Raw genomic sequence first — 22,557 nt, 5'->3', positions numbered from 1 at the left:
TATATGAGTGATTACAGTGATTTGATTTTAAACGATAAAAATTCCGGTAAAATAGAAGATCTAAAAAATGCCCTTGATGGAGTTGAAGTCACTTATGCACTTTGGCTTAACAACAGGAAGAATACACAGACAGGAGAAACACCTGATAGACTAGCAAATTATTTCCGTTACTTCTATAATGAAAAAGGAATGCAGTTCTACGTAAAAGATGAGCTTCCAAGAGAAATTAAAAATGCATGCTGGTCGGCTTACCGTGCCATATTCAGCAACTCTTAAATTACAGGGGCTAAAATGATGATCATTTTGGCCCCCTTAATTTTTACCTTGTTTTGAAACCCTTTATTCCTTGTTGGTTGATTCCTAATAACAATATATCATTAATGGTTAAGGCACTTCTAACATCCCCCTTAATATTGAACCCAGATTGTAGTTGTGGGACATAACTAAATCCTCCTTTTCCATCTCCACTCAACAAGATGCCATAATTTGCATCGCTCACACCAAACTTCAGTTTTGACCTGCTAATATTCCCACATAGTAACAAATCTTTTCTACCATCTTTATCATAGTCAACAGCAGTTATGGTATAAATCGGTGCATACTGCACTTGTATTGGTAATTTGATAGCAGAAAACTTACCTCCCTTATTTAAAAAGCACATTGTTTTCAACATGTTTGCTCTTAGTATCGACACGCCTTTTAACTCTTCGGCAGTGAATATCTCTTTTATACCTGCATCGGCGTAACTCTTATAATCCGAAAACCTCGTACGCATAATACTCATCTGATCCAGCAATTCATCCCGGGTGACGTAAGGATAGCTCTTTCCCTGAATGTAAAAGCAAAGTATCGGATCAACAGATCCATTGTCGTCGAAATCTTTATAGTACAATTCCGCGGGCTCTTGATCATTTACTTTGCATTGTGTATTCAAACCCATATTACCAACTACCAGATCTGGTTTTCCATCCCCATCTAAATCCTCTAAAAGAATTCTATTCCACCAACCGGACAGTTCCTTTCCAAAGTATTCTTTGGTCCTGTTTACAAGTTTCCCAGATTCATTGATCATTACTGTAATTGGCATCCATTCTCCAGCAAGTATCAGATCAGGCTTTCCATCTCCATTTAAGTCAGAGAAGGCGGCATCAGACACCATTCCAATATGCTGCAGTTTCGGGGATAAGGTTTCAATTTCATCTTTGAACTTCCCTTTTCCATCATTAATCAATAAATAACTGGCTGGTGTTTCAGGATAGCGCCCTGGAATCACCCTACCACCAACGAAAAGGTCAGGATAACCATCTCCATTTATATCCGCTACCTTGACACAACCTTTACTACTTAGTATTTTTGGGACTGCGGCAGCAGCTTTACGGAAGTTTCCTTTCCCATCACCTAGATAGAGCCTGTCTTGCAGTAATGGGTCATCCGGTATATAGCTGCCGTAGCCACCGCTGGCAACATACAAATCCAGACTCCCATCTCCATTTGCATCTAAAAAGACCGCATCGGCATCTTCAGATTTCTGATCTGCCTTAAATGCCGCATTGTCCTTCCGATTAAAGGAGCCATTCTTATTCTGTAGAAAGATAGTCGCCGGTTTATCTTTTGTGCCCCCCACGTAAATGTCCTCCAAACCATCACCGTTAATGTCGCCTTTTACGATGCATGGTCCATTGAACGATAATGGATTCGTAAGCAATGGCTGCCGCTTAAAATCATTTATTTCGTTTAAGGAGAGTTTGTATTCAACTGGAGATTTGATTTCTTCGAAAATCACAGGTTTTATTGCCGGACTAACGTATTGGCCTTTGACATCGACTTCCTTTAAAGTCAAAGTCTGATTCGGTTTTACATTTGTTAGCTTTTGTTCGCTTCCTGTCGGCCAAACTACTTTTAAGGAATCGATTGACTTAATAACACCAAGGCCAAAATGCATTACAGGGCTTACGCTGGACTGGTATCCTCTCGAAGGATTTTGTTCCAAATATTGAATGCCACCTTTTGAATACAGCCAAACCTTTGCGCCTATACCTTGTGTATTGCCTTTTGCACCCGCCAATTTAATTTTCAAATATTCATTTTTACTAAGATCCGCACAATTGTTTTGATAAATAGAAGCAACTAAATTCACATTGTTTACGATGAGATCCAGATCGCCGTCATTATCCAGATCGGCATAGGCTGCCCCATTACTATTTGAGGTCATGTCAATTCCCCAAGCGGTGCCCTTATTGCTAAAGGTCAAGTTTCCATTATTCTTAAATACATAGTTCTTGACATTTGATGATGGAATTTTATGGACGATCTCTAATAGATTGGCTTTAACAATAGCGGGGTCTGTATCTCTGAGAAAATCTCCCTGAAATTTAAGGAAGTCCATATCGGTATAATCCCGCAAGTAGCCATTACTTACAAAAAGGTCCTTAAATCCGTCGTTATCATAATCAGCAAAAAGAGGTGCCCAGCTCCAGTCTGTATTTGAAATGCCCGCAAGTTGACCAATTTCACTGAACGTTCCATTTCCATTATTTAATTGAAGCATGTTACGCATGTCCTGCTGATGAAAACCAAGTTTTAAACGAAGGTTGTTGTACTCGTAGTTATCTGGCGCAAATAGCTGCTTTTGTCTATGATTATCCTCTGGAAGCATATCAAGCGTCAGAATATCAGGTAACCCGTCGTTGTTTATATCTGCAATGTCGTTGCCCATGGAGTACATAGAGGTGTGACCAATTTGTTTGGCTAACTGATCAACAAACTTGCCCTTTCCATTGTTGATGTATAGATAGTCAGGAGAAGAGTAGTCATTAGAGATGTATATATCCGGCCATCCGTCATTGTTGAGATCTGCGATACCAGCGCCAAGCCCATAAGTGAAAGATGTGTTGATGAGTCCGGCAGCATCAGACACATCTGTAAATTTGTTGCTATCATTACGGTAAAGCTTTACCCTGATCTTGGGAGCAGGATCTTTTAAAACGGTCATAGGAGACTGATCATCCAGGGTAGTAAAAACTTTTGGGTTGTGATTCAAAAGAAACAGGTCAAGGTCCTGATCGTGATCGTAGTCAAAAAACACAGCTTGTGTACTGTAAGAATCATCATTTAAACCGAAAGACGGGGCTTCATCTTTAAAGATTGGTGATCCTGAACTGTCATTTCCTTGATTGATATATAACTTGTTTTGTCGGTTAGGAGCAGGCAAACCACCAGAGAAACACTGATAGATGTCCAGTTTGCCGTCTCCATTTACATCAGCCATTGTTACTCCGGTTTTCCACGATAGTTCAATCTCGGTAATCCCGGCCTTTAAGGTGATGTCTTCAAATTGCATATTTCCCTTGTTCAGGTATAGCTTTGCAGCCGTCATATTGCCTGAAAAATAGATGTCATCAAGGCCATCGTTATTTAGATCGCCAACTGAAACACCCCCTCCATTGTAAAAGTATTGGTAGGACATCACATTGACACGCGGACTTTCTTCAATGACGTTGTTAAAGTCAATATGTGTTTTTTCTGAAGGTAAGAGTGTAAACTGTTTTAGTTGTGTTAAGTCGGAAGATGAGCGCTTGCAGGCTGAAAATGAAACTACGAGGCAGAGCCAAAATGATTTGATATATTTTGAATGCGGGTACATTTGGTTAGTTCGAATTAATATACTCTGAAGTTAAGAACTTTATTTTAAAGTAAACCAAAACGTTATGTTGATTTGTTGATAAATTTTAGATGTGAATCAACTTTAATTATCCTAAATTGTTATCAATATAATTCAGTTACCAACTGCGAAAAAAGTCCTGTGAGCGGGTGATCCGTGAAGGGCAGGCAAAACATATAGAGGGTGCATCATAAATCATGATCACCCTTTTTTATTGTGGGGCCGAAGGGTAAAATGCTTCTTCCTCTTTCATGGTCTTTATCTGTTATTGATATTTTATGATGCTATCAGTTTACTTGGCAATTGGGCGACTGGTTTCCCTTTCATATTTTCAGCAACAAGGAAGGCAATAAATTTTGAGAAAACACTGATGTCACCAGTAACGCTGGCAGTTTCCAAGGATTTCATGTACTCATCCCTTTTTTCAACTGGTATCACCGTCCATGGATATCCCCCTGAGGCGAGCATTGTATTCATTAAAAATCTGCCTATTCTGCCATTGCCATCCATGTAAGGATGGATAAAGACAAAGATATAATGACCCAGAACTGCCCTTACTTCGGGATGTTGTTCCTTCTGCAAGAGTTCAAATAATTCAGGCATGGCATCACGCATCGCTTCAATACTCAGTGGTACATGCTTTGATGAACTGATATAGACTTGGTGACTCCGGTAGCCAGCCAGTTCCGAAGCTTTTAGTATTCCAGCTTGTACACTCGGATCAAAAAGTTCCCGGTACCATTTCTGATGGTCTTTCTCTGCTTGCAATCCTGCATTCTCTCCCTGTAGGATTTTTTCCAATGTTTTTTTTACTTCCTGGAAGGCCTGGAAATAACCTCTTGCAGCCATAGCATCTTTCTGTTGGCGATCTTGTTGGGAGCTATCTTTGTCCCATTCACCGCTGCTCACTTTAGCAATGAGCTCAGGGGTAACTTTGTAACGTTCGATGGAAAGTGAATGGTAAGCATCTGTTAGATAAACTTCATCCACTATTTTAATATATGCTTTCTTGTCCGCGGGTACACCAGGAGCTTTTGGGAAATCTTTTATAATGACTTCACTCATTTGCTGCCACATCAGTCGTATGCGATTGACAAAGGGAGATCGCTCACGTGGGCTGGTCGCTATTTGTAATTTTTCCTGAAAAGGGTCATCTTCCCTGATGTCATATCCCGCTTGCCTCATCGTATCAATAATTTGGTCGGCAATCCTTTCCCTTCCAATGTTCCGGAACGCACCGGCCAATCTCCCACTAATGGTAGAATGACCATTGTCCAGTAAAATAGGTAATAGTTCTGAGGCATCACTAATACTGGCCAAGGCGACGCGGCAATCCAGTGGTTTTGCTCGGTACACCCCTTCGGTGCTATAGACTAATGCCGCCTGCAGGTTGTATACTTGGATGTTATTGATGGTAGCCATCAATTCCTTTGCAGGAAGTTCTGCTCTATAGTTGAACAGAGAGGTTTGATGCGGGAAGGAAATGGGGCTGTTATTTGCTTTTGGTGAGCGCAGATGCAGTTGTGTAGGCAATGTCCAATTGCCCGCATGTAGCATGAGCGACTGGTCTGCAGAAAGGCACCAGTTTTCTTTATATTTTTGCCGAATAAATTTGGTACAGAAATCCCAATAGCAACTGTACCAAGATGTTGTATCTCCAGGAGCTTCAGAAGGATTGGATGAGATATACCAGCCTTTAGAAACTTCTTTTATAAAGCCATTATTCAACAGGATCTCCCGTTGGGAACGGCTTGGAATTTCATCTGTATGGATTCCTGCAGACCCTTCTTCCTGAAGTTTTTTTAGTGTTAATAATGCTTCTGCAAATTTTTCCTTTGGTGTTGCCATTGCCTTTTAATTTTGCTCTGCTATTTCTATTGTTTGTTGTTGTGCTACTTCTATTGTTTGTTGTTGTGCTACTTCTATTGTTTGTTGTAGTGTTAATTCTATTGTTTGTTGCAAATGTATGGTTATTATCTGTTTATCTCTCTTTTACTAGCCCCTAATTGGATAACCCAACCATTCTTGTTGCTGTTGCACCAAAAGGTATAACTTTATTAGCTTGCGAAATTGACCAAAAACAAGTATTCTGATAACCTCTTTGGAATATAGTAAGATTGAAAGATGAATTGGGTGTGGGAGGGGAGTCAAATCATTTTTTAACGCGTGAAAACGCAATACAAATACAATAGCTTTGATAAAGGACAGAATGACAACAATAGCAATAAGTTTCCTTTTGCGGCAGAGAAGTTGTTTTACAATGCCTCTTTTTTATTTCTGGCGATCAGCAGAATGGTATCCCTCAAAACCATTCTACCGATCCAGAAACAACTGCATCAAAATCTAGTCATTTGATGCTTTCCCTCTCACTTATCCCCTGTACACCTAATTACAATTTGTAAGCCAGCTCGCAAAAACTTACCTAAGACACTGGAAAAGCAACTTTTGTGGCATCCGTAGTTTTTAGGGTGGGAAATCTGATGGACAAGTTGAGTAAAGTTATACTGTACAAATCCCTTAGAATCTCTGCGCTGAATCTGGAAAGACGACCAGTATGCCGCGATTTCCCAAATCGCAAAAGCTGGCTTTTTTGCGATGAGATCTTGTATATTAGTCCAATGAAATCCATTTTCTCGAACCTAACATTTCAGGTTTTAGTTGCAATATCGCTCGGCATTGCTGTTGGAGCGTTGTTTCCCGGCTTTGCTCCACATGCAAAACTGATCAGCCAGAGCTTCATCAATATGATCAGCATGCTAATCGCTCCCATCATTTTTTTAACGATTGTGTTAGGGATTGCGCACATGGGCGACATGAAAAAGGTAGGGAGAGTAGGTGGAAAGGCATTATTATATTTTGAACTGGTGACTACTCTTGCGATCCTAATTGGTCTGGTTGTAGCAAATCTTCTGAAACCTGGTATTGGCATTAAGGGAGCCACTGGCGACGTAGATAAGATCAAGACCTATGCAGAACAGGCCAATGGAATAAATTGGTTGGAGTTTCTTGCACATATCATACCTCACAATATATTTGAAGCATTCTCTAAAGGTGAAATACTACAGATTCTGTTCTTTGCAATTCTTTTTGGGTACGGATTGAACAAAATGGGGGAGTCTGGGCAGTCCCTCCTAAGTACTTTCGACAAGATCTCCAAAGTGCTTTTCAATATCATGAAGGTTGTCATGCGAATCGCACCAATCGGAGCTTTCGGAGGAATGGCTTACAGCGTTGGTACCTATGGACTGGCTACCTTACTGCCTATGGCGAAGCTCATGGGTGCTGTATATTTAACTTGCTTCCTATTCATATTCGTGGTTTTGAATGCGATATGCAGGTTATACAAGTTTAGCCTTTGGCAATATCTAAAATACATCAGGCAGGAAATTCTTATTGTTCTGGGCACTTCCTCCTCAGAATCTGTATTGCCTAGTATGATGCAGAAGATGGAGGCTATAGGATGCGAAAAATCAGTCGTCGGCCTTGTCATTCCAACTGGTTATTCCTTTAATCTCGATGGCACAGCTATCTACCTTTCTATGGCAGTTATTTTCCTTTGTCAGGTATTTAATATAGATTTATCTATTGGGCAGCAGATAAGTATTATGGCCGTACTAATGGTAACTTCAAAAGGTGCTGCGGGGGTAACAGGAAGCGGCTTTATCGTACTTGCTTCCACATTGACAGCACTTAAAATAATGCCAGTGGAACACATTGCGATACTATTGGGAGTGGACAGGTTTATGTCTGAAGCTCGTGCAATTACTAACATGATAGGGAATGGAATTGCCAGCATAGTGATTGCCAAAAGTGAGAATGAATTTGATGAAGAAAAGTACAAACTCGCCATTCAGCCATCCAGTATTGAAAGAAACGAAGAAAATATATGAGAAATACCCTATTTACATTTTTATTTGGAGCCTCTTTGCTATTAAGCTGCGGGGGTGTTAAACAAAATTCAGTCGCTGAAGCCGAAAAGGGCTTTAAGCCGCTTTTCAACGGAAAGGATATCAACGATTGGTTCGTAAAGATCTATCACCATGAAGTTGGTGAAAACTTCGGAAACACATTTAGAGTTGTCGATGGTGTTGTTCAAATTCGTTACGATCAATACGGAGATTTTAATGATCAATTTGGTCACCTCTACTATAAAGTCCCTTTTTCCTATTATCACCTTAAGTTTGAGTATCGCTTTGTGGGTAAACTGCAAAAAGGAGCGCCGGATTATACCCTATTAAACAGTGGTGTAATGTTTCACTCACAAGATCCGCGGACAATGCTCAAAGAACAAGACTGGCCCATTTCCGTAGAGATGCAGCTTTTAGGTGGGCTAAGCGATGGTCGTTCGAGACCTACCGGCAACATGTGTTCTCCAGGCACCGATGTGGTTTATCAGGGTAAAATCTCTGCCGATCATTGTATCAATTCCTCATCAAAAACTTACGATGGCGATCAATGGGTTAGAGGAGAATTGATTGTGATGGGAGATTCCATCATTAAGCATATCATTAATGGAGATACCGTCCTTCAGTATTCCAAGCCTCAAATAGGCGGGGGTGTTGCCAATGGCTTTGATCCAAAGTATAAACAAGATGGGAAATTGCTAGGCAGTGGTTTTATTGCGTTACAAAGTGAAGGACAACCCGTTGACTTTAAAAATATCAGAATTAAACAGTTACGCAAATAAAACTCACGCCTCTATCTTTAATCGCTTTAATCGCTTTAGTCGTAATCCTTCTTGGCTTTTCAAAACACAGCTTTGGCCAGTCCAAATCAATCGACTCTTTGGCCTTAGAGACGACGATTCAAGACAGTAGGAAAAGTACTTTTGGGCAAAACGTTGTCTCTCCAAAGTCTGGGCTAAATCCAGTCGAATACTCCCGTTTCATCAACCGGGAATTTTCTGCTTCAGCGGTATTAAAGTACAACAAGCAATACACTAAAGTGGAGATTGCCACCGTAGTAGAAATGGATGGTAGTACCTCAACTTATACCGTAAAAGGAACAGGACCAGTAGCTATGAAAGAGGAACTCGTACGTATCCTTAAATTACTTCCCAAAAGCATTCCAGCAACTAGAGACGGCAAGCCCATTCGCTACCGTAACTACCAGCCCTTTGAGTTTACCTACAAACATGAAGATGTAAGCAATTGAATTGTTTTATGCTTTTTTTGTATTTGAACTAACTTTCGGAACCAGGACATGTAAAGTTCAATTTAGGACGATGTCAAGTTTTTTCAGGACTAGTGTAAAGCTATTCTAGGACTATACAATTTGACCTGCTACTGCACTAACGGCGCACTAACAGGGGGCAAAGAGCACATTCGTTGGGAAAAGGCATGGTTTTACCCAACGAATGGGCTCTGAGTTACCTAGTTGTTTCCTACTTGTTCAGACCACAGCCTGCTAGTAAAAGTACTTTTGGAATGAGGACCGATGGTAGTCGTTTCTTATAACTAAAGTAAATTAATTAAATTAAAATAATAATTACAAAATTAATAGGCGATTATTATGAAATTATTTGTACCTTGTAATATAAGATACTAATGTTCCTGAATGGGGCTTGTTAATCAGATTATCAACACCATTCGCATTAACTAGAAGCTGATTAATATCGCCGTTAACAACAGCATAACAAAGTTCCCGATCGCGATGCAACTAAAAACAATAAACTAACAGATCAAATTAAATGATCTGGAAAATGATCAGCCTCAGGCTGACATGTACAACGTTCCTCTCTTCTTAGTCACAATTCACCATTCACTTTAGGATTATTGCTAGCACTTATCCTTATTTCCAATTTGCACCATGATTGATCAAATGGGAATCTTGGTTGTTCGCTGTGAAGCGTTCAGCATCGCTCTTTGACGTATTAATAAATTTTGCCCTTAGGTTTTTCTCCTAGTTTGTACCCAACCCGTAGAATGTCCTTTAAATGCCAAACTGACCCTGGATAATATTGTATATCAAAACAATTTTATCTAAGTTTGCATCAAAATTAAAGATGCATGAGTGTTTTAGTAAATAAAGATTCAAAAGTTATAGTTCAGGGATTTACAGGTAATGAGGGCAGTTATCACGCTTCTCAGATGATTGAGTATGGAACCAATGTTGTAGGTGGTGTTACACCTGGCAAAGGCGGACAAATTCACCTGGACAGACCCGTATTTAATACAGTTAAGGACGCGGTTGATAAAGCCGGAGCTAACGTATCGATCATTTTTGTTCCACCAGCATTTGCCGCAGATGCTATAATGGAGGCTGCTGAAGCTGGAATCAAAGTTATTGTTTGTATCACTGAAGGTATCCCAACTAAGGATATGATTCAGGTTAAAGAATATATCTCCGACAAAGATTGCCGTTTAATCGGTCCTAATTGCCCTGGAGTAATTACCGCTGACGAAGCTAAGGTTGGTATCATGCCAGGCTTTATCTTCAAAAAAGGCACTGTAGGTGTGGTTTCAAAGTCTGGAACTTTAACTTACGAAGCTGTAGACCAGGTAGTAAAAGCTGGTTTAGGTATTACTACTGCAATTGGTATTGGTGGCGATCCAATTATTGGAACGACTACTAAGGAAGCTGTGGAGTTGTTAATGAACGATCCGGAAACTGAAGGCATCATCATGATTGGTGAGATCGGTGGTGGAATGGAAGCTGAAGCAGCATACTGGATCAAAGAAAACGGCACTAAACCGGTAGTAGGTTTTATCGCCGGACAAACTGCTCCTGCAGGTCGTAGAATGGGGCATGCCGGTGCGATTGTTGGTGGTGCTGATGATACTGCTGCTGCTAAAATGAAAATCATGGCAGAATGCGGAATCACTGTTGTTGAAAGTCCTGCCGAAATTGGCGAGGCAATGGTTGCGCTATTGAAAAAATAATAAGATCTTCTAGTATAAATAGGAAAGCTCTGTTGATTTATTCATCGGAGCTTTTTATTTGCTGACAATTTCATGGCAGTGCCCGGAAACTAGGTAGAAACGTTATGCGTATATTAGTTGAACTAATCGACACACACATGAAAGCATTGATTAATAAAACATTATTATTACTTGGCTTGTTTTTGACAGTAGGTTGCGCAGCGTATGCTCAGACTTCAAAGAAACAAGATCCCAAGAAAATAACCAAGGCTATGGAATGGAATAAATTAACGAAAGAAGAAGAAGATGTCATTGTGCGTAAAGGTACCGAATACCCTGGCACAGGAACATTGCTAAATAACAAAGAGAAAGGAACCTACGTTTGTAGACGTTGCAATGCACCGCTCTATAATTCAGAATCTAAATTTGATTCACATTGCGGATGGCCGAGTTTTGATGATGAGATCAAAGGAGCAGTGGTAAGGATTCCTGATGCAGACGGTTCACGCACAGAGATCGTGTGTGCAAATTGTAAAGCACATTTAGGACACGTCTTTATTGGCGAAGGTTTCACTGCAAAAAATACCAGGAGCTGTGTGAACTCGGTTTCTATGAGTTTTGTTCCTGATAAGAAATAAAATTATCTTAACTTATATTTGTATAATGCCTGGGAATAACTTTCTGGGCATTTTCTTTGGTAAGTAGTTAGTTTTCTTATGTTTGCCTGCTCACCAATCATAATAAATATGAAGTATTGTTTATTTTTATGCGGTATGCTTATTTCTTCTTTTGGCTTTGCCCAAAATTCTTCTGAAGAGCTTGTATCAGATATTTCCACTACCAGTACAAGAATGGTCCCTGAGTCGGGAGTAACAACCCACTCGAAAATTTCTTTGAAAGAAGGCTTTGCCACCTACTACGCAAGAAAGTTTGAAGGTAGAAAAACAACAAGCGGAATCAGATATCGTGGTAAAAACTTAACAGCTGCACATTTGACTCTACCATTTGGAACTATTGTTACTGTAACAAATCTTGACAACGGAAAAACAGTAGATGTGGTAGTGAATGACCGCGGTCCTCATTCCAAAAAGTACATGATTGACCTTTCTGAGGCTGCAGCAAAACAATTGGGCTTCTTTAAAAAAGGACAATCCCATGTTGAAATTAGTTATCAACTGCCAGATGAGGAGTCTTAACTAAACTGACGGATTAGCCAGTATTTTAAAATTATTAACAATTCAAAAGTTTCCCTAATCCCTTAAAAAGAAATAATTAGCTTTTCCCGAGATTGATTATGACCGAATTCTGATCTTATAAACATAGAATTCAGTGCTGGTGTTAACAACTTCGTTTCGCGCAAAAGCCCCCATAGTTTATATTTGTTTTAGTAAGGTTCTTTAATAAATCACACACAGATTTTTAGTTAAAGGTTTAATGTCTAATTGCTTAAGGTTAAACAAAAGCTTCAAAACTTTTCAACCTTCATCAATAGATATTGTTTCCTAGGCTATTGGAATTATTAAGGATTGCGCTATCATCATTAACTATTTAAACTCAGGGACTAATGCAAGAAGAAGTACTTTTAAAAGAAAACAAGGACAGGTTTGTCCTTCTGCCGATTAAATATCCAGCAATTTGGGAAATGTACAAGAAGAGCGAAGCTAGCTTCTGGACTGCAGAGGAGATAGATCTTTCTGATGATCAAAAACACTGGGATAACTTAAATAGTGGAGAGCGCCACTTCATCTCTCATATTCTTGCTTTCTTTTCGGCAAGTGATGGTATCGTAAATGAGAATCTTGCTGTTAATTTTATGAGTGAGGTGCAGCTGCCTGAAGCCCGCTGCTTTTACGGTTTCCAAATCATGATGGAGAACATTCATGCTGAAACCTACGCATTGCTTATTGACACTTATATCAAAGACCCTGAAGAAAAAGACCGACTTTTTCATGCCATAGACACTGTTCCATGCGTTAAGAAAAAAGCGGAATGGGCATTAAGATGGATTGAAGGTGGGAACTTTGCAGAACGTCTTGTGGCTTTTGCAGCAGTAGAAGGAATCTTCTTTAGCGGGAGTTTTTGCTCTATCTTCTGGCTTAAGAAACGAGGTCTTATGCCAGGATTAACTTTCAGCAATGAATTGATTTCGAGAGATGAAGGAATGCATTGCGACTTCGCATGCTTGCTTTACAGTATGTTAGAGAATAAACTAACTGAAGAAGCCGTTCATTCCATCATCAAAGATGCCGTTGAGATTGAAAAGGAATTCATTACGGACGCATTGCCAGTTGCATTGATCGGTATGAATGCGAAGTTAATGTCGCAGTACATCGAGTTTGTAGCCGATAGATGGGTAACTGAATTGGGTTATACAAAGATTTATAGTGCAACCAATCCGTTTGATTTCATGGAGATGATCTCGCTGCAGGGAAAAACAAACTTCTTTGAAAAGCGTGTTGGGGACTACCAAAAAAGTGGTGTTCTAACTTCAATAGAAGATAAGGCCTCGGCTTTCTCTTTAGACGATGACTTTTAGAACCCTATAACTGCTTATTAATAAAAATTTACATCACTAATTCCCTGAAAATATGTTCGTACTAAAAAGAGATGGCCGCAAGGAAGTGGTAAGGTTTGATAAGATAACCGCTCGTATTGAGAAGTTATGTTATGGTTTCAACCCAGAGCTTGTAGATCCAATCGATGTTGCCAAGAAGGTGATCGAAGGTTTATACGATGGCGTAACGACTTCCGAGCTTGATAATCTAGCAGCAGAGACAGCTGCCTCTTTAACTACAAAGCACCCGGATTATGCTTTACTTGCTTCTCGTATTGCTGTATCTAATTTACACAAGAATACCACAAAGTCCTTCTCCAAAACTATGGAGATGCTTTACAAATACATCGATGAAAAAACAGGCAAGCCATCTTCTCTAATCGCAGATGACGTTTGGGAAGTGATTAATGAGCATGCCGAACTTTTAGACAGCACTATAATCTACGATAGGGACTTTGGCTTTGACTATTTCGGTTTCAAAACGCTTGAAAAATCATACCTGCTGAAAGTTGCGGGTCAAATTGTTGAGCGTCCCCAGCATTTATTCATGCGTGTATCTGTAGGCATTCATAAGGGAGATATCGACAGTGCAATTGCTACTTACAATTTAATGAGCGAGCGTTGGTTTACACATGCAACACCAACATTGTTCAATGCGGCAACGCCTAAACCCCAGATGTCATCTTGTTTCTTGTTAACGATGCAGGATGATAGTATCGAAGGCATTTATGATACCTTAAAACAGACTGCTAAAATCTCTCAAAGTGCAGGCGGTATCGGTCTTAGCATTCACAACATACGCGCTACAGGAGCCTACATTGGTGGTACTAATGGTACAAGTAATGGTATCGTGCCGATGCTAAAAGTATTCAATGATACTGCGCGTTACGTAGATCAGGGTGGAGGTAAACGCAAAGGAGCCTTCGCTATCTATCTAGAGCCTTGGCATGCAGATGTGTTCAGCTTCTTAGACTTACGTAAAAACCATGGTAAAGAAGAACTTCGCGCACGTGATTTGTTTTATGCACTTTGGGTTTGTGACCTATTCATGAGAAGAGTCGAAGAAAATGGCGATTGGAGTTTATTCTCGCCAGATGAAGCACCAGGCTTGTCGGACTGCCATAGTGCAGAATTTGATGCGCTTTACGAGCGTTACGAGAAAGAAGGAAGAGCTCGTAAAACTATCAAAGCACAAGAACTTTGGTTCGCGATACTTGATTCACAAATTGAAACTGGAACGCCTTATCTCTTGTACAAAGATGCCGCCAACAGCAAATCCAACCAACAAAATCTTGGAACCATTAAAAGTTCAAACTTATGTACTGAGATCATCGAGTACACTTCAAAGGACGAGGTTGCCGTTTGTAACCTAGCTTCTCTTGCTTTACCTAGATATGTGGTGAACGGCGAGTTTGACCACCAAAGATTATATGATGTGACGTATCAGGCCACTTTGAACCTGAACAAGATCATCGATCACAATTATTATCCAATAGAGGAGGCTAAAAACTCTAACATGCGTCACAGACCAGTTGGTTTGGGTGTACAGGGATTGGCTGACGCGTTCATTTTGATGCGCTTACCATTTGAAAGTGAAGCTGCAAAAATCCTTAATAAGGAAATCTTTGAAACCATCTATTTCGCTGCAATGACTGCATCTCACGACCTGGCGGTTAAAAATGGTCATTACCAAACTTTTAAAGGATCTCCATTATCAGAAGGTAAATTCCAGTTCGATCTTTGGAATGTAACTCCAGACAGTAACCGTTGGGACTGGGAAACGTTGCGTGCGAAAGTAGTTAAGGATGGTGTTTATAACTCGTTATTGGTTGCACCAATGCCGACTGCTTCAACCTCACAGATCCTTGGTAACAATGAATGTTTTGAGCCATATACTTCTAATATCTATACAAGGAGAGTGTTGAGCGGCGAGTTTATCGTGGTAAATAAGCATTTGTTGAAAGACCTTGTGGCTTTAGGTCTTTGGACTCCACAAATGAAAGACAGGATCATTTTAGCCAACGGTTCGATTCAAGACATTGCCGAAATTCCTGATTATATCAAAGAACTGTACAAAACAGTGTGGGAGATCAAAATGCGTAGTATCATTGACATGGCCGCGGATAGAGGTGCATACATTTGCCAGTCTCAATCGCTAAACCTATTTATCAACGCACCGAATACGTCAAAACTAACATCTATGCATTTCTATGCCTGGAAGAAGGGATTGAAAACTGGAATGTATTACCTGCGTACTCAGGCGGCTTCTCAAGCTATTAAGTTTACCGTAGAGAATCAGGCTGGTAAAAACATGGAGCCAGTAATTCCGGCACATATTGAACAAAGCGCTGAAGAGATCGTTGAAGGTCCGGTATGTTCAATGGAAGAAGGCTGCATCAGCTGTTCAGGATAATTTTTTAACCAAGTATAAAGTTAAGGCTGGCCATGATGAAAATCAGACCAGCCTTTTAATTTTAATGTAATAAAGATGGTCGTCAAAGTAGATGCCACCCAGGTATCGTATATTTGTAACGGAAATGGCAAAACATGAGATTATTCCTTGCGAACGCTGCGGTTCAGCTATTGAATGCAAGGCAAATTCTTACACGAAATGCCAATGCAGCGTGATTCAGCTAACGCTGAACGAGATGCAGTATATCAGTGAGCAGCATGATGGATGTTTATGTGCACCCTGTTTATTCCAGATACAGCAGGAATATCAAGAGATATTCTCAAGTGAATCAACTTCTGGCGGCGCATTTAAGCAATAGCTTTCCGTAAAGCTTGCACACATTCCCACCCCTAGTTGGCATTCCAGTTTATTTATTTTGGCTAACTTTAGCAAAAATTATTTGTTAATAAACAATGGCAAAAGTACAAGTAGGATTGGTGCAAATGACTTGCACCAGTAATAAACAGGAAAACCTTGATAAAGCAATCTTTAAGATCAGGGAAATCGCAGTGCAGGGAGCACAGGTAGTTTGTTTGCAGGAATTGTTCACTTCTCTTTACTTCTGTGATGAAGAGAACTACGATAATTTTAAGCTTGCTGAAACCATCCCTGGACCATCAACTGACGCATTATCTATTGTTGCTGCAGAGTTGAACGTTGTTATTGTTGCTTCTTTATTTGAAAAAAGAGCGGAAGGTCTTTACCACAATACTACTGCGGTTTTGGATGCTGATGGAACTTATCTCGGAAAATATCGCAAAATGCACATTCCAGATGATCCCGGCTTCTATGAGAAGTTCTATTTCGCTCCTGGAGATATTGGTTATAAAGTCTTTAAAACAAAATATGCTAAAATAGGTGTATTGATCTGTTGGGATCAATGGTATCCAGAAGCAGCAAGGTTGACTTCTTTAATGGGAGCAGATTTTTTGGTATATCCAACCGCTATAGGCTGGGCAACTACGCAGGATCTACCTACAAATAGAGAACAATACAATGCATGGCAAACCATCCAGCGCTCACATGCTATCGCCAATGGAATACCTGTCGTCAGCGTTAACCGTGTTGGTGAAGAGGCAGGGGTGGAATTCTGGGGAGGATCGTTCGTATCCAATCCATTCGGAACCATCCTCTATCAGGCGTCACATAACGAAGAAGAACTTAAGGTTGTGGAAATCGACATGTCAAAATCTGATAGTTATAGAACGCATTGGCCGTTTTTGAGGGACAGGCGTATAGACAGTTATTCACAAATCACGAAAAGATATATTGATGACGAATCTATTTGACAATTCGCCTAAAAAGGCGGGATACAGTTTTCCCGCAGAATGGGCTAAACACGAAGCCACCTGGTTAACATGGCCTCATAAAGAGGAATCATGGCCAGGTAAAATAGACAACATCTACCCACCTTATTGTCAGTTTATAAAGGCGGTATCAGAAGGTGAAAAGGTACGGATCAATGTGAATGATGAAGAAATGAAGGCATTTGCAATTAGTAAATTAATGGAACAGGATGTTAATCTGGATCAAATAGAATTTTATTTCAATCCAAGCAATGATGCATGGTGCCGTGACCATGGCCCTGCTTTTCTTGTAAATACTTCCGCAGAATCAAAGAAGGTAATCGTAGATTGGGGATATAATGCCTGGGGGAATAAATATCCACCCTTTGAGCAGGATGACCTTATCCCAACCCTTATTGCAGAACATCTTGATATACCAGTATTTCACCCAGGTATTGTGATGGAAGGCGGCTCGGTAGAATTTAATGGTTCAGGGACAATATTGACTACTACGGCTTGTCTTTTGAATAAGAATAGAAATTCACATTTAACCAAGGAACAGATTGAAGAGTACCTTTTGGAATGCTACGGCGCTGAACAAGTACTTTGGCTTGGTGACGGTATTGTAGGCGATGATACGGACGGCCATATTGATGACATAACGCGTTTCGTAAACGAAGACACAGTGCTTACAGTTGTAGAAAGCAACCCATTAGATGAAAATTACATCCTGCTTCAGGAGAATCTTGCAGCTTTGAGAGAGATGCGTTTGTTGAATGGTAAACCATTAAACATAGTTCAGCTACCAATGCCATCTCCTGTAATCCATGAGGACACACGACTACCGGCATCCTATGCGAATTTCTACATCTCAAATGCTGCAGTTGTTGTACCTACTTTCAGTGATGTAAACGATGAAAAGGCCTTGGGAATAATTAGAGGCGTATTCCCTGACAGAAAGGTAATCGGAATTGATTCTACAGACATCATCTGGGGATTAGGAAGCTTCCATTGCCTGAGTCAACAAGAACCTGCAGTTTAAAAACACAGACGACCAAAACAATAGAAATAAATGAAGTTATTAGAAGGAAAAACGGCACTCATAACTGGTGCATCCAAAGGAATCGGGCGCAAGATCGCAGAGAAATTTGCTGAACAGGGCGCCAATGTTGCGTTTACCTACCTTTCGTCGGTTGAAAAGGGAGAAGCATTGGTAAGCGAACTGGAAGCGTATGGCACAAAAATTAGAGGTTACCGTTCTGATGCCTCGAAATTTGATGAAGCAGAGGTATTGATCAATGCTATTGTTACTGATTTCGGTGCCCTGGATATTATAGTCAATAATGCAGGAATCACCAAGGATGGTTTATTGATGCGCATGAGTGAGGAGCAATGGGATGATGTGATCAATGTTAACCTGAAATCGGTCTTTAATGTATGTAAGGCTGCTTCTAAAGTAATGATGAAAGCACGAAAAGGTTCTATCATCAATATGAGTTCAGTTGTTGGGGTGACAGGAAATGCTGGTCAGGCGAATTATGCTGCTTCAAAAGCAGGTATTATAGGATTCTCAAAATCATTAGCTAAGGAATTAGGCTCAAGAAACATCCGTACTAACGTAGTGGCTCCAGGTTTTATAAGGACAGAAATGACTGAAGTTTTGGATCCTAAGGTGGTGAAAGGCTGGGAAGATGGTATTCCGCTGAGACGTGCTGGAGAAACGGAAGACGTTGCCAATGTATGTGTTTTCTTAGCATCGGATATGAGTGCTTATGTGACCGGACAGGTATTGTCGGTATGTGGTGGTATGTTATAAGGACACAGATTTCTGTAAAAGTTTAGGAAGCGCTGGATATTTTCAGCGCTTTTTTAGCATCTTTACTTCAGACGTATGAGCGATTCCCTAACAGTATATACCATATTGGCCTTGTTTGGTTGTTTGCTTTCAGGGCTTTTATTGAGTTGGTTGCTGTATAGAAATGCGGAGCATCTAAACAAAAATACACGTTATGCATTAACTGGCGCCCGAGCGTTAATCATTACGACTATTGCTTTTCTGCTGTTCTTTCCGTTGTTAAGGAGCATTTCCTATGAATTGGAAAGGCCAATCATTATCATCGGACAGGATAATTCTATTTCCGTAGGTGCAATTAAGCCTCCAGGTTTTAACCAGGCGGCTTATGAAAAGGACCTTCAACATTTGTCTGAACAACTGAGCAGTAAGTTCGAGGTAAAAATCTACAGCTTTAGCGACAATGTCGAGTCCGGTTTTGATTTCAGTAACAAAGGTAAGATCAGTAATGCTGCAAAGTTTATTGACAAATTGAATGACGAACTTCTAAATCGAAATGTCGGCGCAGTAGTCATTGCCAGTGACGGAATTTTCAACAGGGGTGGGAGCCCACTCGACGATTTAAACAAACTTAAGGCACCTGTATACACCATCGCTTTAGGGGATACTATTCCTAAAAGGGACCTGTTGATCGCCAATGTAAATAGCAATGATATCGTTTATCTCGACAATGAGTTTACCGCTGAGGTACAAGTTCAGGCCTTTGAAAGCAATGGATCGCAGGCAGTGCTGAAAGTGCTACAGAATGGGAAGGAATTGCAAAGGCAATCAATTCCGATCAATGCAAATCCATTTGTAAAAACGTTGCCGGTCAAAATCAAAGCATCGAAACTAGGATTGCAAAAATATACGATATTGCTAAGTACCCTGCCTGACGAGATTTCTACAAGGAATAATAGTCAGCTTCTTTTTGTGGATGTCATAGATGCTAAGCAAAAGGTACTAATCGCTGCCGCTGCTCCTCATCCTGATATCACTGTATTTAAACAAGCCATCTCTGCTAACCAACGTTACGAAGTTAAGGTTGCTATTGCTGAGGATTTAAATACTTTAAATCCTAAGGACTACGGTTTGGTAATACTTTACCAATTACCTGTCGCTTCAAATATCGGTCAGCTTTTTTTAAATAAACTGAAAGAAAGTAACACTTCAATTTGGTACATTTTGGGGGCACAAAGCAATTTGGCGGCCTTTAATCAGTTTCAAAATGTACTAATCTACAACGGAGATGCCAGTATTTTGCGGGAAACCTATTCAACTGTTAATGCTGGATTCACTTCATTTGATATCAGCGATTCTGAGCTAAAAAGTATTAGTAGATTTGACCCACTATTAGCGCCCTTTGGTACGGTTAAGATTAATAGTGAATCCTCCATTGCGCTCAATCAAAGAATTGGAAAGATCAACACGCAGTATCCACAATTGCTTTTTAGCAGCGAGAATGGAAGGAAAGTGGGGTACTTAATTGGCGAAGGTGTTTATAAATGGAAACTAGGTGAGGCACTCGATGGGTCGACTGAATCTGTGACCAATAGTTTGATTTCTAAATCTGTTCAATATCTGTCGGTCAAAGACGATAAAAGGAAATTCAAAGCCTATACCCTAAAAAATACCTTTGACGAGAATGAGAACATTACTGTCAATGCTTTGCTCTATAATGATAGCTACGTTGCAGTGAATAAGCCGGAAGTGAACATCCAGATCAAGAATGAAAATGGTAAAGCCTACAAGTTTTTGTTTTCAAGAACAGAGGCTGCTTATCAGTTAGATGCAGGTACCTTACCTCCGGGTAGCTATACCTATGTAGCATCCACAGAATTCGGTAATAAGGAATTCAAGGTTTCAGGAATATTTTACGTAAACACTATTGTAGCGGAGTATCAACAAACCATTGCTAATCACCAGCTTCTTGGCAGTATGGCTTCACAATCGAACGGCAAAATGTACATGCCTAAAGACCTCATGAAAATTCTCAAAGATATTGAGCGCAATGACGAGATTAAAACCCTGAGTTATGAGGATAGAAAATACGAAGAGCTGATTAATTTTAAATGGTTATTCGTCATGATCATGTTGTTATTAACCATGGAATGGTTCTTTAGAAAAAGGAATGGGGAGATTTAATCTGCCTTTACCTCTTTAACAATTACAAAAACATCTTCATTATCTTTTTTCATGAAGTACTTCTCACGGGCAAACTTCTCTGCAGTATTGAGGTTGGTGTTTAGTTCGTTTAAATCTTTCTTAACGGTCTCAATTTCTTTTACGTAGAAATCTTTCTCTTCCTGTAATTTGTTCACCTGAGACTTAAACTCGTACTGTGCTAATATGTCATTCTTATCAAAGAATAGCATCCATACCACAAATGCAATTACACTTAGGAAGTATTTATTGCGAAGAAGTTCTAGCACGCGATTCATATAACCAAATATAAATGATAAATCGATATAAAGATATATAATTTGCTAAATCATACTGAGCTTTTGATAATAGTTTGCCAGTCTCATAAAAAACCCCCGACGCTATAAAGCCTCGGGGGTTCTTACAATGATCTGAAAGATCTATTTTTTGAAGTATTTGAAGTCTTTACCGATGAAACGTGCAGTTGCACCAAGTTCTTCTTCAATACGAAGCAATTGATTGTATTTTGCTATCCTGTCAGAACGTGAAGCAGAACCAGTTTTGATCTGACCGCAGTTCAATGCTACCGCTAAATCAGCAATTGTAGTATCCTCAGTTTCGCCAGAACGGTGACTCATTACAGAAGTATAACCATTAGATTGAGCTAAACTAACAGCATTGATGGTTTCAGTCAATGAACCAATTTGATTCACTTTAACTAAAATTGAGTTGGCAGTTTTCTTATCGATACCTGATTGTAAACGGGTAACATTAGTTACAAATAAGTCATCACCTACCAATTGTACCTTATCACCGATTCTATCAGTTAATAACTTCCAACCATCCCAATCATTCTCATCCATACCATCTTCAATGGAGATAATTGGATATTTTTCAGAAAGTTGAGCAAGGTACTCTGCTTGTTCAGCGCTGGTACGGATTGCACCTTTCTCGCCTTCAAACTTAGTATAATCGTATTTGCCGTCTTTGTAAAACTCAGAAGCAGCACAGTCGAACGCCAGGAAGATTTGCTCGCCTGCTTTGTAACCTGCTTTTTCAATCGCTTTGATGATCGTTTCTACTGCATCTTCAGTGCTATCGAAAGTTGGTGCGAAACCACCCTCATCACCTACAGCAGTCGAAAGACCTCTGTCGTGAAGAATCGCTTTTAAGTTATGGAAAACTTCAGTTCCCCATCTCAAAGCCTCAGAGAATGATGATGCACCAACTGGCATGATCATGAATTCCTGGAACGCGATAGGAGCATCAGAGTGAGAACCACCGTTAACGATGTTCATCATTGGAATGGGAAGAATGTTAGCATTAACACCACCAATATAGCGGTATAACGGCTGGCGGCTTTCTTGTGCTGCGGCTTTAGCCACTGCCAAAGAAACACCCAGAATAGCGTTAGCACCAAGGTTTCCTTTATTTTCAGTTCCGTCTAATTTAAGCATTAAGCTATCAATGGCGTTTTGCTCAAAGACATCCATACCTTTTAACTCATCGGCAATCTTATCGTTTACGTTGGCAACGGCTTTTAAAACACCTTTACCCATATACACAGACTTATCGTTGTCACGAAGCTCAACTGCTTCATGCATACCTGTTGAAGCACCAGAAGGTACTGCAGCACGGCCAAGGATACCATTTTCTGTAATTACATCTACTTCGATTGTAGGATTTCCGCGGGAATCAAGTATTTGTCGCGCACGAACATCAATTATTAAACTCATTTTTCTCTATATTTTGTTTGTAACTAAGCCTTAGT

Annotated in this window: 19 protein-coding genes; 15 read left to right on the top strand and 4 right to left on the bottom strand. The window is 40.1% G+C overall.

Annotation, left to right across the window (positions count from 1 at the left end; genetic code table 11):
• Nucleotides 1-3: 3 nt before the first annotated feature.
• Nucleotides 4-276 carry a hypothetical protein gene (locus ACHFIZ_RS00860; RefSeq protein WP_410881897.1) on the top strand — a complete coding sequence of 91 codons (273 nt, stop codon included), beginning with the start codon at nucleotides 4-6 and terminating at the stop codon, nucleotides 274-276.
• 43 nt (nucleotides 277-319) lie between these two features.
• Here the strand turns inward: ACHFIZ_RS00860 and ACHFIZ_RS00855 are convergent, their stop codons facing one another.
• Both ACHFIZ_RS00855 and ACHFIZ_RS00850 read right to left on the bottom strand, forming a co-directional pair.
• On the bottom strand, nucleotides 320-3,643 hold the full coding sequence (locus tag ACHFIZ_RS00855) for a VCBS repeat-containing protein (RefSeq protein WP_410881895.1): 3,324 nt from the start codon (nucleotides 3,641-3,643) through the stop codon (nucleotides 320-322).
• Between the two features lie 294 nt (nucleotides 3,644-3,937).
• Complete coding sequence (locus ACHFIZ_RS00850) at nucleotides 3,938-5,509, bottom strand: Fic family protein (RefSeq protein WP_410881893.1); 1,572 nt, start codon at nucleotides 5,507-5,509, stop codon at nucleotides 3,938-3,940.
• 318 nt (nucleotides 5,510-5,827) lie between these two features.
• On the opposite strand from ACHFIZ_RS00850, the gene ACHFIZ_RS00845 reads away from it, so the two are divergent.
• The 14 genes from ACHFIZ_RS00845 (at nucleotide 5,828) to ACHFIZ_RS00780 (ending at nucleotide 20,789) form a co-directional block, all read left to right on the top strand.
• Nucleotides 5,828-6,016, top strand: coding sequence for a hypothetical protein (locus tag ACHFIZ_RS00845; RefSeq protein ID WP_410881891.1), 189 nt, complete (start codon nucleotides 5,828-5,830; stop codon nucleotides 6,014-6,016).
• Nucleotides 6,017-6,279: 263 nt separating this feature from the next.
• The gene (gene dctA, locus ACHFIZ_RS00840; RefSeq protein ID WP_410881889.1) at nucleotides 6,280-7,551 is read left to right on the top strand and encodes a C4-dicarboxylate transporter DctA; all 1,272 of its coding nucleotides are present in this window, start codon (nucleotides 6,280-6,282) and stop codon (nucleotides 7,549-7,551) included.
• The gene (locus ACHFIZ_RS00835) at nucleotides 7,548-8,348 is read left to right on the top strand and encodes a DUF1080 domain-containing protein (RefSeq protein ID WP_410881887.1); all 801 of its coding nucleotides are present in this window, start codon (nucleotides 7,548-7,550) and stop codon (nucleotides 8,346-8,348) included. Before dctA ends, ACHFIZ_RS00835 begins: the two co-directional genes overlap by 4 nt.
• Nucleotides 8,349-8,446: 98 nt before the next feature.
• A complete protein-coding gene (locus ACHFIZ_RS00830; protein ID WP_410881885.1) occupies nucleotides 8,447-8,815 on the top strand; it encodes a hypothetical protein in 369 nt (122 codons plus the stop codon).
• 854 nt (nucleotides 8,816-9,669) lie between these two features.
• A complete protein-coding gene (sucD, locus tag ACHFIZ_RS00825; RefSeq protein WP_410881883.1) occupies nucleotides 9,670-10,542 on the top strand; it encodes a succinate--CoA ligase subunit alpha in 873 nt (290 codons plus the stop codon).
• 137 nt (nucleotides 10,543-10,679) lie between these two features.
• A complete protein-coding gene (locus ACHFIZ_RS00820) occupies nucleotides 10,680-11,159 on the top strand; it encodes a methionine-R-sulfoxide reductase (RefSeq protein ID WP_410881881.1) in 480 nt (159 codons plus the stop codon).
• Nucleotides 11,160-11,267: 108 nt separating this feature from the next.
• On the top strand, nucleotides 11,268-11,717 hold the full coding sequence (locus ACHFIZ_RS00815; RefSeq protein WP_410881879.1) for a septal ring lytic transglycosylase RlpA family protein: 450 nt from the start codon (nucleotides 11,268-11,270) through the stop codon (nucleotides 11,715-11,717).
• Between the two features lie 368 nt (nucleotides 11,718-12,085).
• Entirely contained in the window at nucleotides 12,086-13,057 is a 972-nt protein-coding gene (locus tag ACHFIZ_RS00810; protein WP_410881877.1) for a ribonucleoside-diphosphate reductase small subunit, read from the top strand.
• Between the two features lie 52 nt (nucleotides 13,058-13,109).
• On the top strand, nucleotides 13,110-15,488 hold the full coding sequence (locus ACHFIZ_RS00805; protein ID WP_410881875.1) for a ribonucleoside-diphosphate reductase subunit alpha: 2,379 nt from the start codon (nucleotides 13,110-13,112) through the stop codon (nucleotides 15,486-15,488).
• Between the two features lie 91 nt (nucleotides 15,489-15,579).
• Complete coding sequence (locus tag ACHFIZ_RS00800) at nucleotides 15,580-15,846, top strand: cysteine-rich CWC family protein (RefSeq protein WP_410881873.1); 267 nt, start codon at nucleotides 15,580-15,582, stop codon at nucleotides 15,844-15,846.
• 94 nt (nucleotides 15,847-15,940) lie between these two features.
• Complete coding sequence (locus ACHFIZ_RS00795; protein WP_410881871.1) at nucleotides 15,941-16,816, top strand: carbon-nitrogen hydrolase; 876 nt, start codon at nucleotides 15,941-15,943, stop codon at nucleotides 16,814-16,816.
• On the top strand, nucleotides 16,800-17,855 hold the full coding sequence (locus tag ACHFIZ_RS00790; protein WP_410881869.1) for an agmatine/peptidylarginine deiminase: 1,056 nt from the start codon (nucleotides 16,800-16,802) through the stop codon (nucleotides 17,853-17,855). Before ACHFIZ_RS00795 ends, ACHFIZ_RS00790 begins: the two co-directional genes overlap by 17 nt.
• Before the next feature lie 30 nt (nucleotides 17,856-17,885).
• Nucleotides 17,886-18,629, top strand: a complete 744-nt coding sequence (gene fabG / locus ACHFIZ_RS00785; RefSeq protein ID WP_410881868.1) for a 3-oxoacyl-[acyl-carrier-protein] reductase — start codon at nucleotides 17,886-17,888, stop codon at nucleotides 18,627-18,629.
• 75 nt (nucleotides 18,630-18,704) lie between these two features.
• Nucleotides 18,705-20,789, top strand: a complete 2,085-nt coding sequence (locus ACHFIZ_RS00780) for a hypothetical protein (protein WP_410881866.1) — start codon at nucleotides 18,705-18,707, stop codon at nucleotides 20,787-20,789.
• Here ACHFIZ_RS00780 and ACHFIZ_RS00775 read toward each other — a convergent pair.
• Together ACHFIZ_RS00775 and eno are read right to left on the bottom strand one after the other, a co-directional pair.
• A complete protein-coding gene (locus ACHFIZ_RS00775; RefSeq protein WP_410881864.1) occupies nucleotides 20,786-21,085 on the bottom strand; it encodes an FtsB family cell division protein in 300 nt (99 codons plus the stop codon). The genes ACHFIZ_RS00780 and ACHFIZ_RS00775 overlap by 4 nt on opposite strands.
• A gap of 141 nt (nucleotides 21,086-21,226) precedes the next feature.
• Nucleotides 21,227-22,522 carry a phosphopyruvate hydratase gene (eno, locus tag ACHFIZ_RS00770; RefSeq protein ID WP_410881862.1) on the bottom strand — a complete coding sequence of 432 codons (1,296 nt, stop codon included), beginning with the start codon at nucleotides 22,520-22,522 and terminating at the stop codon, nucleotides 21,227-21,229.
• Between the last annotated feature and the right edge of the window lie 35 nt (nucleotides 22,523-22,557).

It is taken from the genome of Pedobacter sp. JCM 36344 (assembly GCF_046546555.1).
Taxonomy (GTDB): domain Bacteria; phylum Bacteroidota; class Bacteroidia; order Sphingobacteriales; family Sphingobacteriaceae; genus Pedobacter.
The sequence above is the reverse complement of the archived record's forward strand: the minus strand, read 5'-3'. Positions and strand labels throughout refer to the sequence as shown.

Coding starts and splice junctions, on each gene's coding strand:
- ACHFIZ_RS00860 (WP_410881897.1), top strand. CDS start 4: ATGAGTGATTACAGTGATTTGATTTTAAACGATAAAAATTCCGGTAAA.
- ACHFIZ_RS00855 (WP_410881895.1), bottom strand. CDS start 3,643: ATGTACCCGCATTCAAAATATATCAAATCATTTTGGCTCTGCCTCGTA.
- ACHFIZ_RS00850 (WP_410881893.1), bottom strand. CDS start 5,509: ATGGCAACACCAAAGGAAAAATTTGCAGAAGCATTATTAACACTAAAA.
- dctA (WP_410881889.1), top strand. CDS start 6,280: ATGAAATCCATTTTCTCGAACCTAACATTTCAGGTTTTAGTTGCAATA.
- ACHFIZ_RS00835 (WP_410881887.1), top strand. CDS start 7,548: ATGAGAAATACCCTATTTACATTTTTATTTGGAGCCTCTTTGCTATTA.
- sucD (WP_410881883.1), top strand. CDS start 9,670: ATGAGTGTTTTAGTAAATAAAGATTCAAAAGTTATAGTTCAGGGATTT.
- ACHFIZ_RS00820 (WP_410881881.1), top strand. CDS start 10,680: ATGAAAGCATTGATTAATAAAACATTATTATTACTTGGCTTGTTTTTG.
- ACHFIZ_RS00815 (WP_410881879.1), top strand. CDS start 11,268: ATGAAGTATTGTTTATTTTTATGCGGTATGCTTATTTCTTCTTTTGGC.
- ACHFIZ_RS00810 (WP_410881877.1), top strand. CDS start 12,086: ATGCAAGAAGAAGTACTTTTAAAAGAAAACAAGGACAGGTTTGTCCTT.
- ACHFIZ_RS00805 (WP_410881875.1), top strand. CDS start 13,110: ATGTTCGTACTAAAAAGAGATGGCCGCAAGGAAGTGGTAAGGTTTGAT.
- ACHFIZ_RS00800 (WP_410881873.1), top strand. CDS start 15,580: ATGCCACCCAGGTATCGTATATTTGTAACGGAAATGGCAAAACATGAG.
- ACHFIZ_RS00795 (WP_410881871.1), top strand. CDS start 15,941: ATGGCAAAAGTACAAGTAGGATTGGTGCAAATGACTTGCACCAGTAAT.
- ACHFIZ_RS00790 (WP_410881869.1), top strand. CDS start 16,800: ATGACGAATCTATTTGACAATTCGCCTAAAAAGGCGGGATACAGTTTT.
- fabG (WP_410881868.1), top strand. CDS start 17,886: ATGAAGTTATTAGAAGGAAAAACGGCACTCATAACTGGTGCATCCAAA.
- ACHFIZ_RS00780 (WP_410881866.1), top strand. CDS start 18,705: ATGAGCGATTCCCTAACAGTATATACCATATTGGCCTTGTTTGGTTGT.
- ACHFIZ_RS00775 (WP_410881864.1), bottom strand. CDS start 21,085: ATGAATCGCGTGCTAGAACTTCTTCGCAATAAATACTTCCTAAGTGTA.
- eno (WP_410881862.1), bottom strand. CDS start 22,522: ATGAGTTTAATAATTGATGTTCGTGCGCGACAAATACTTGATTCCCGC.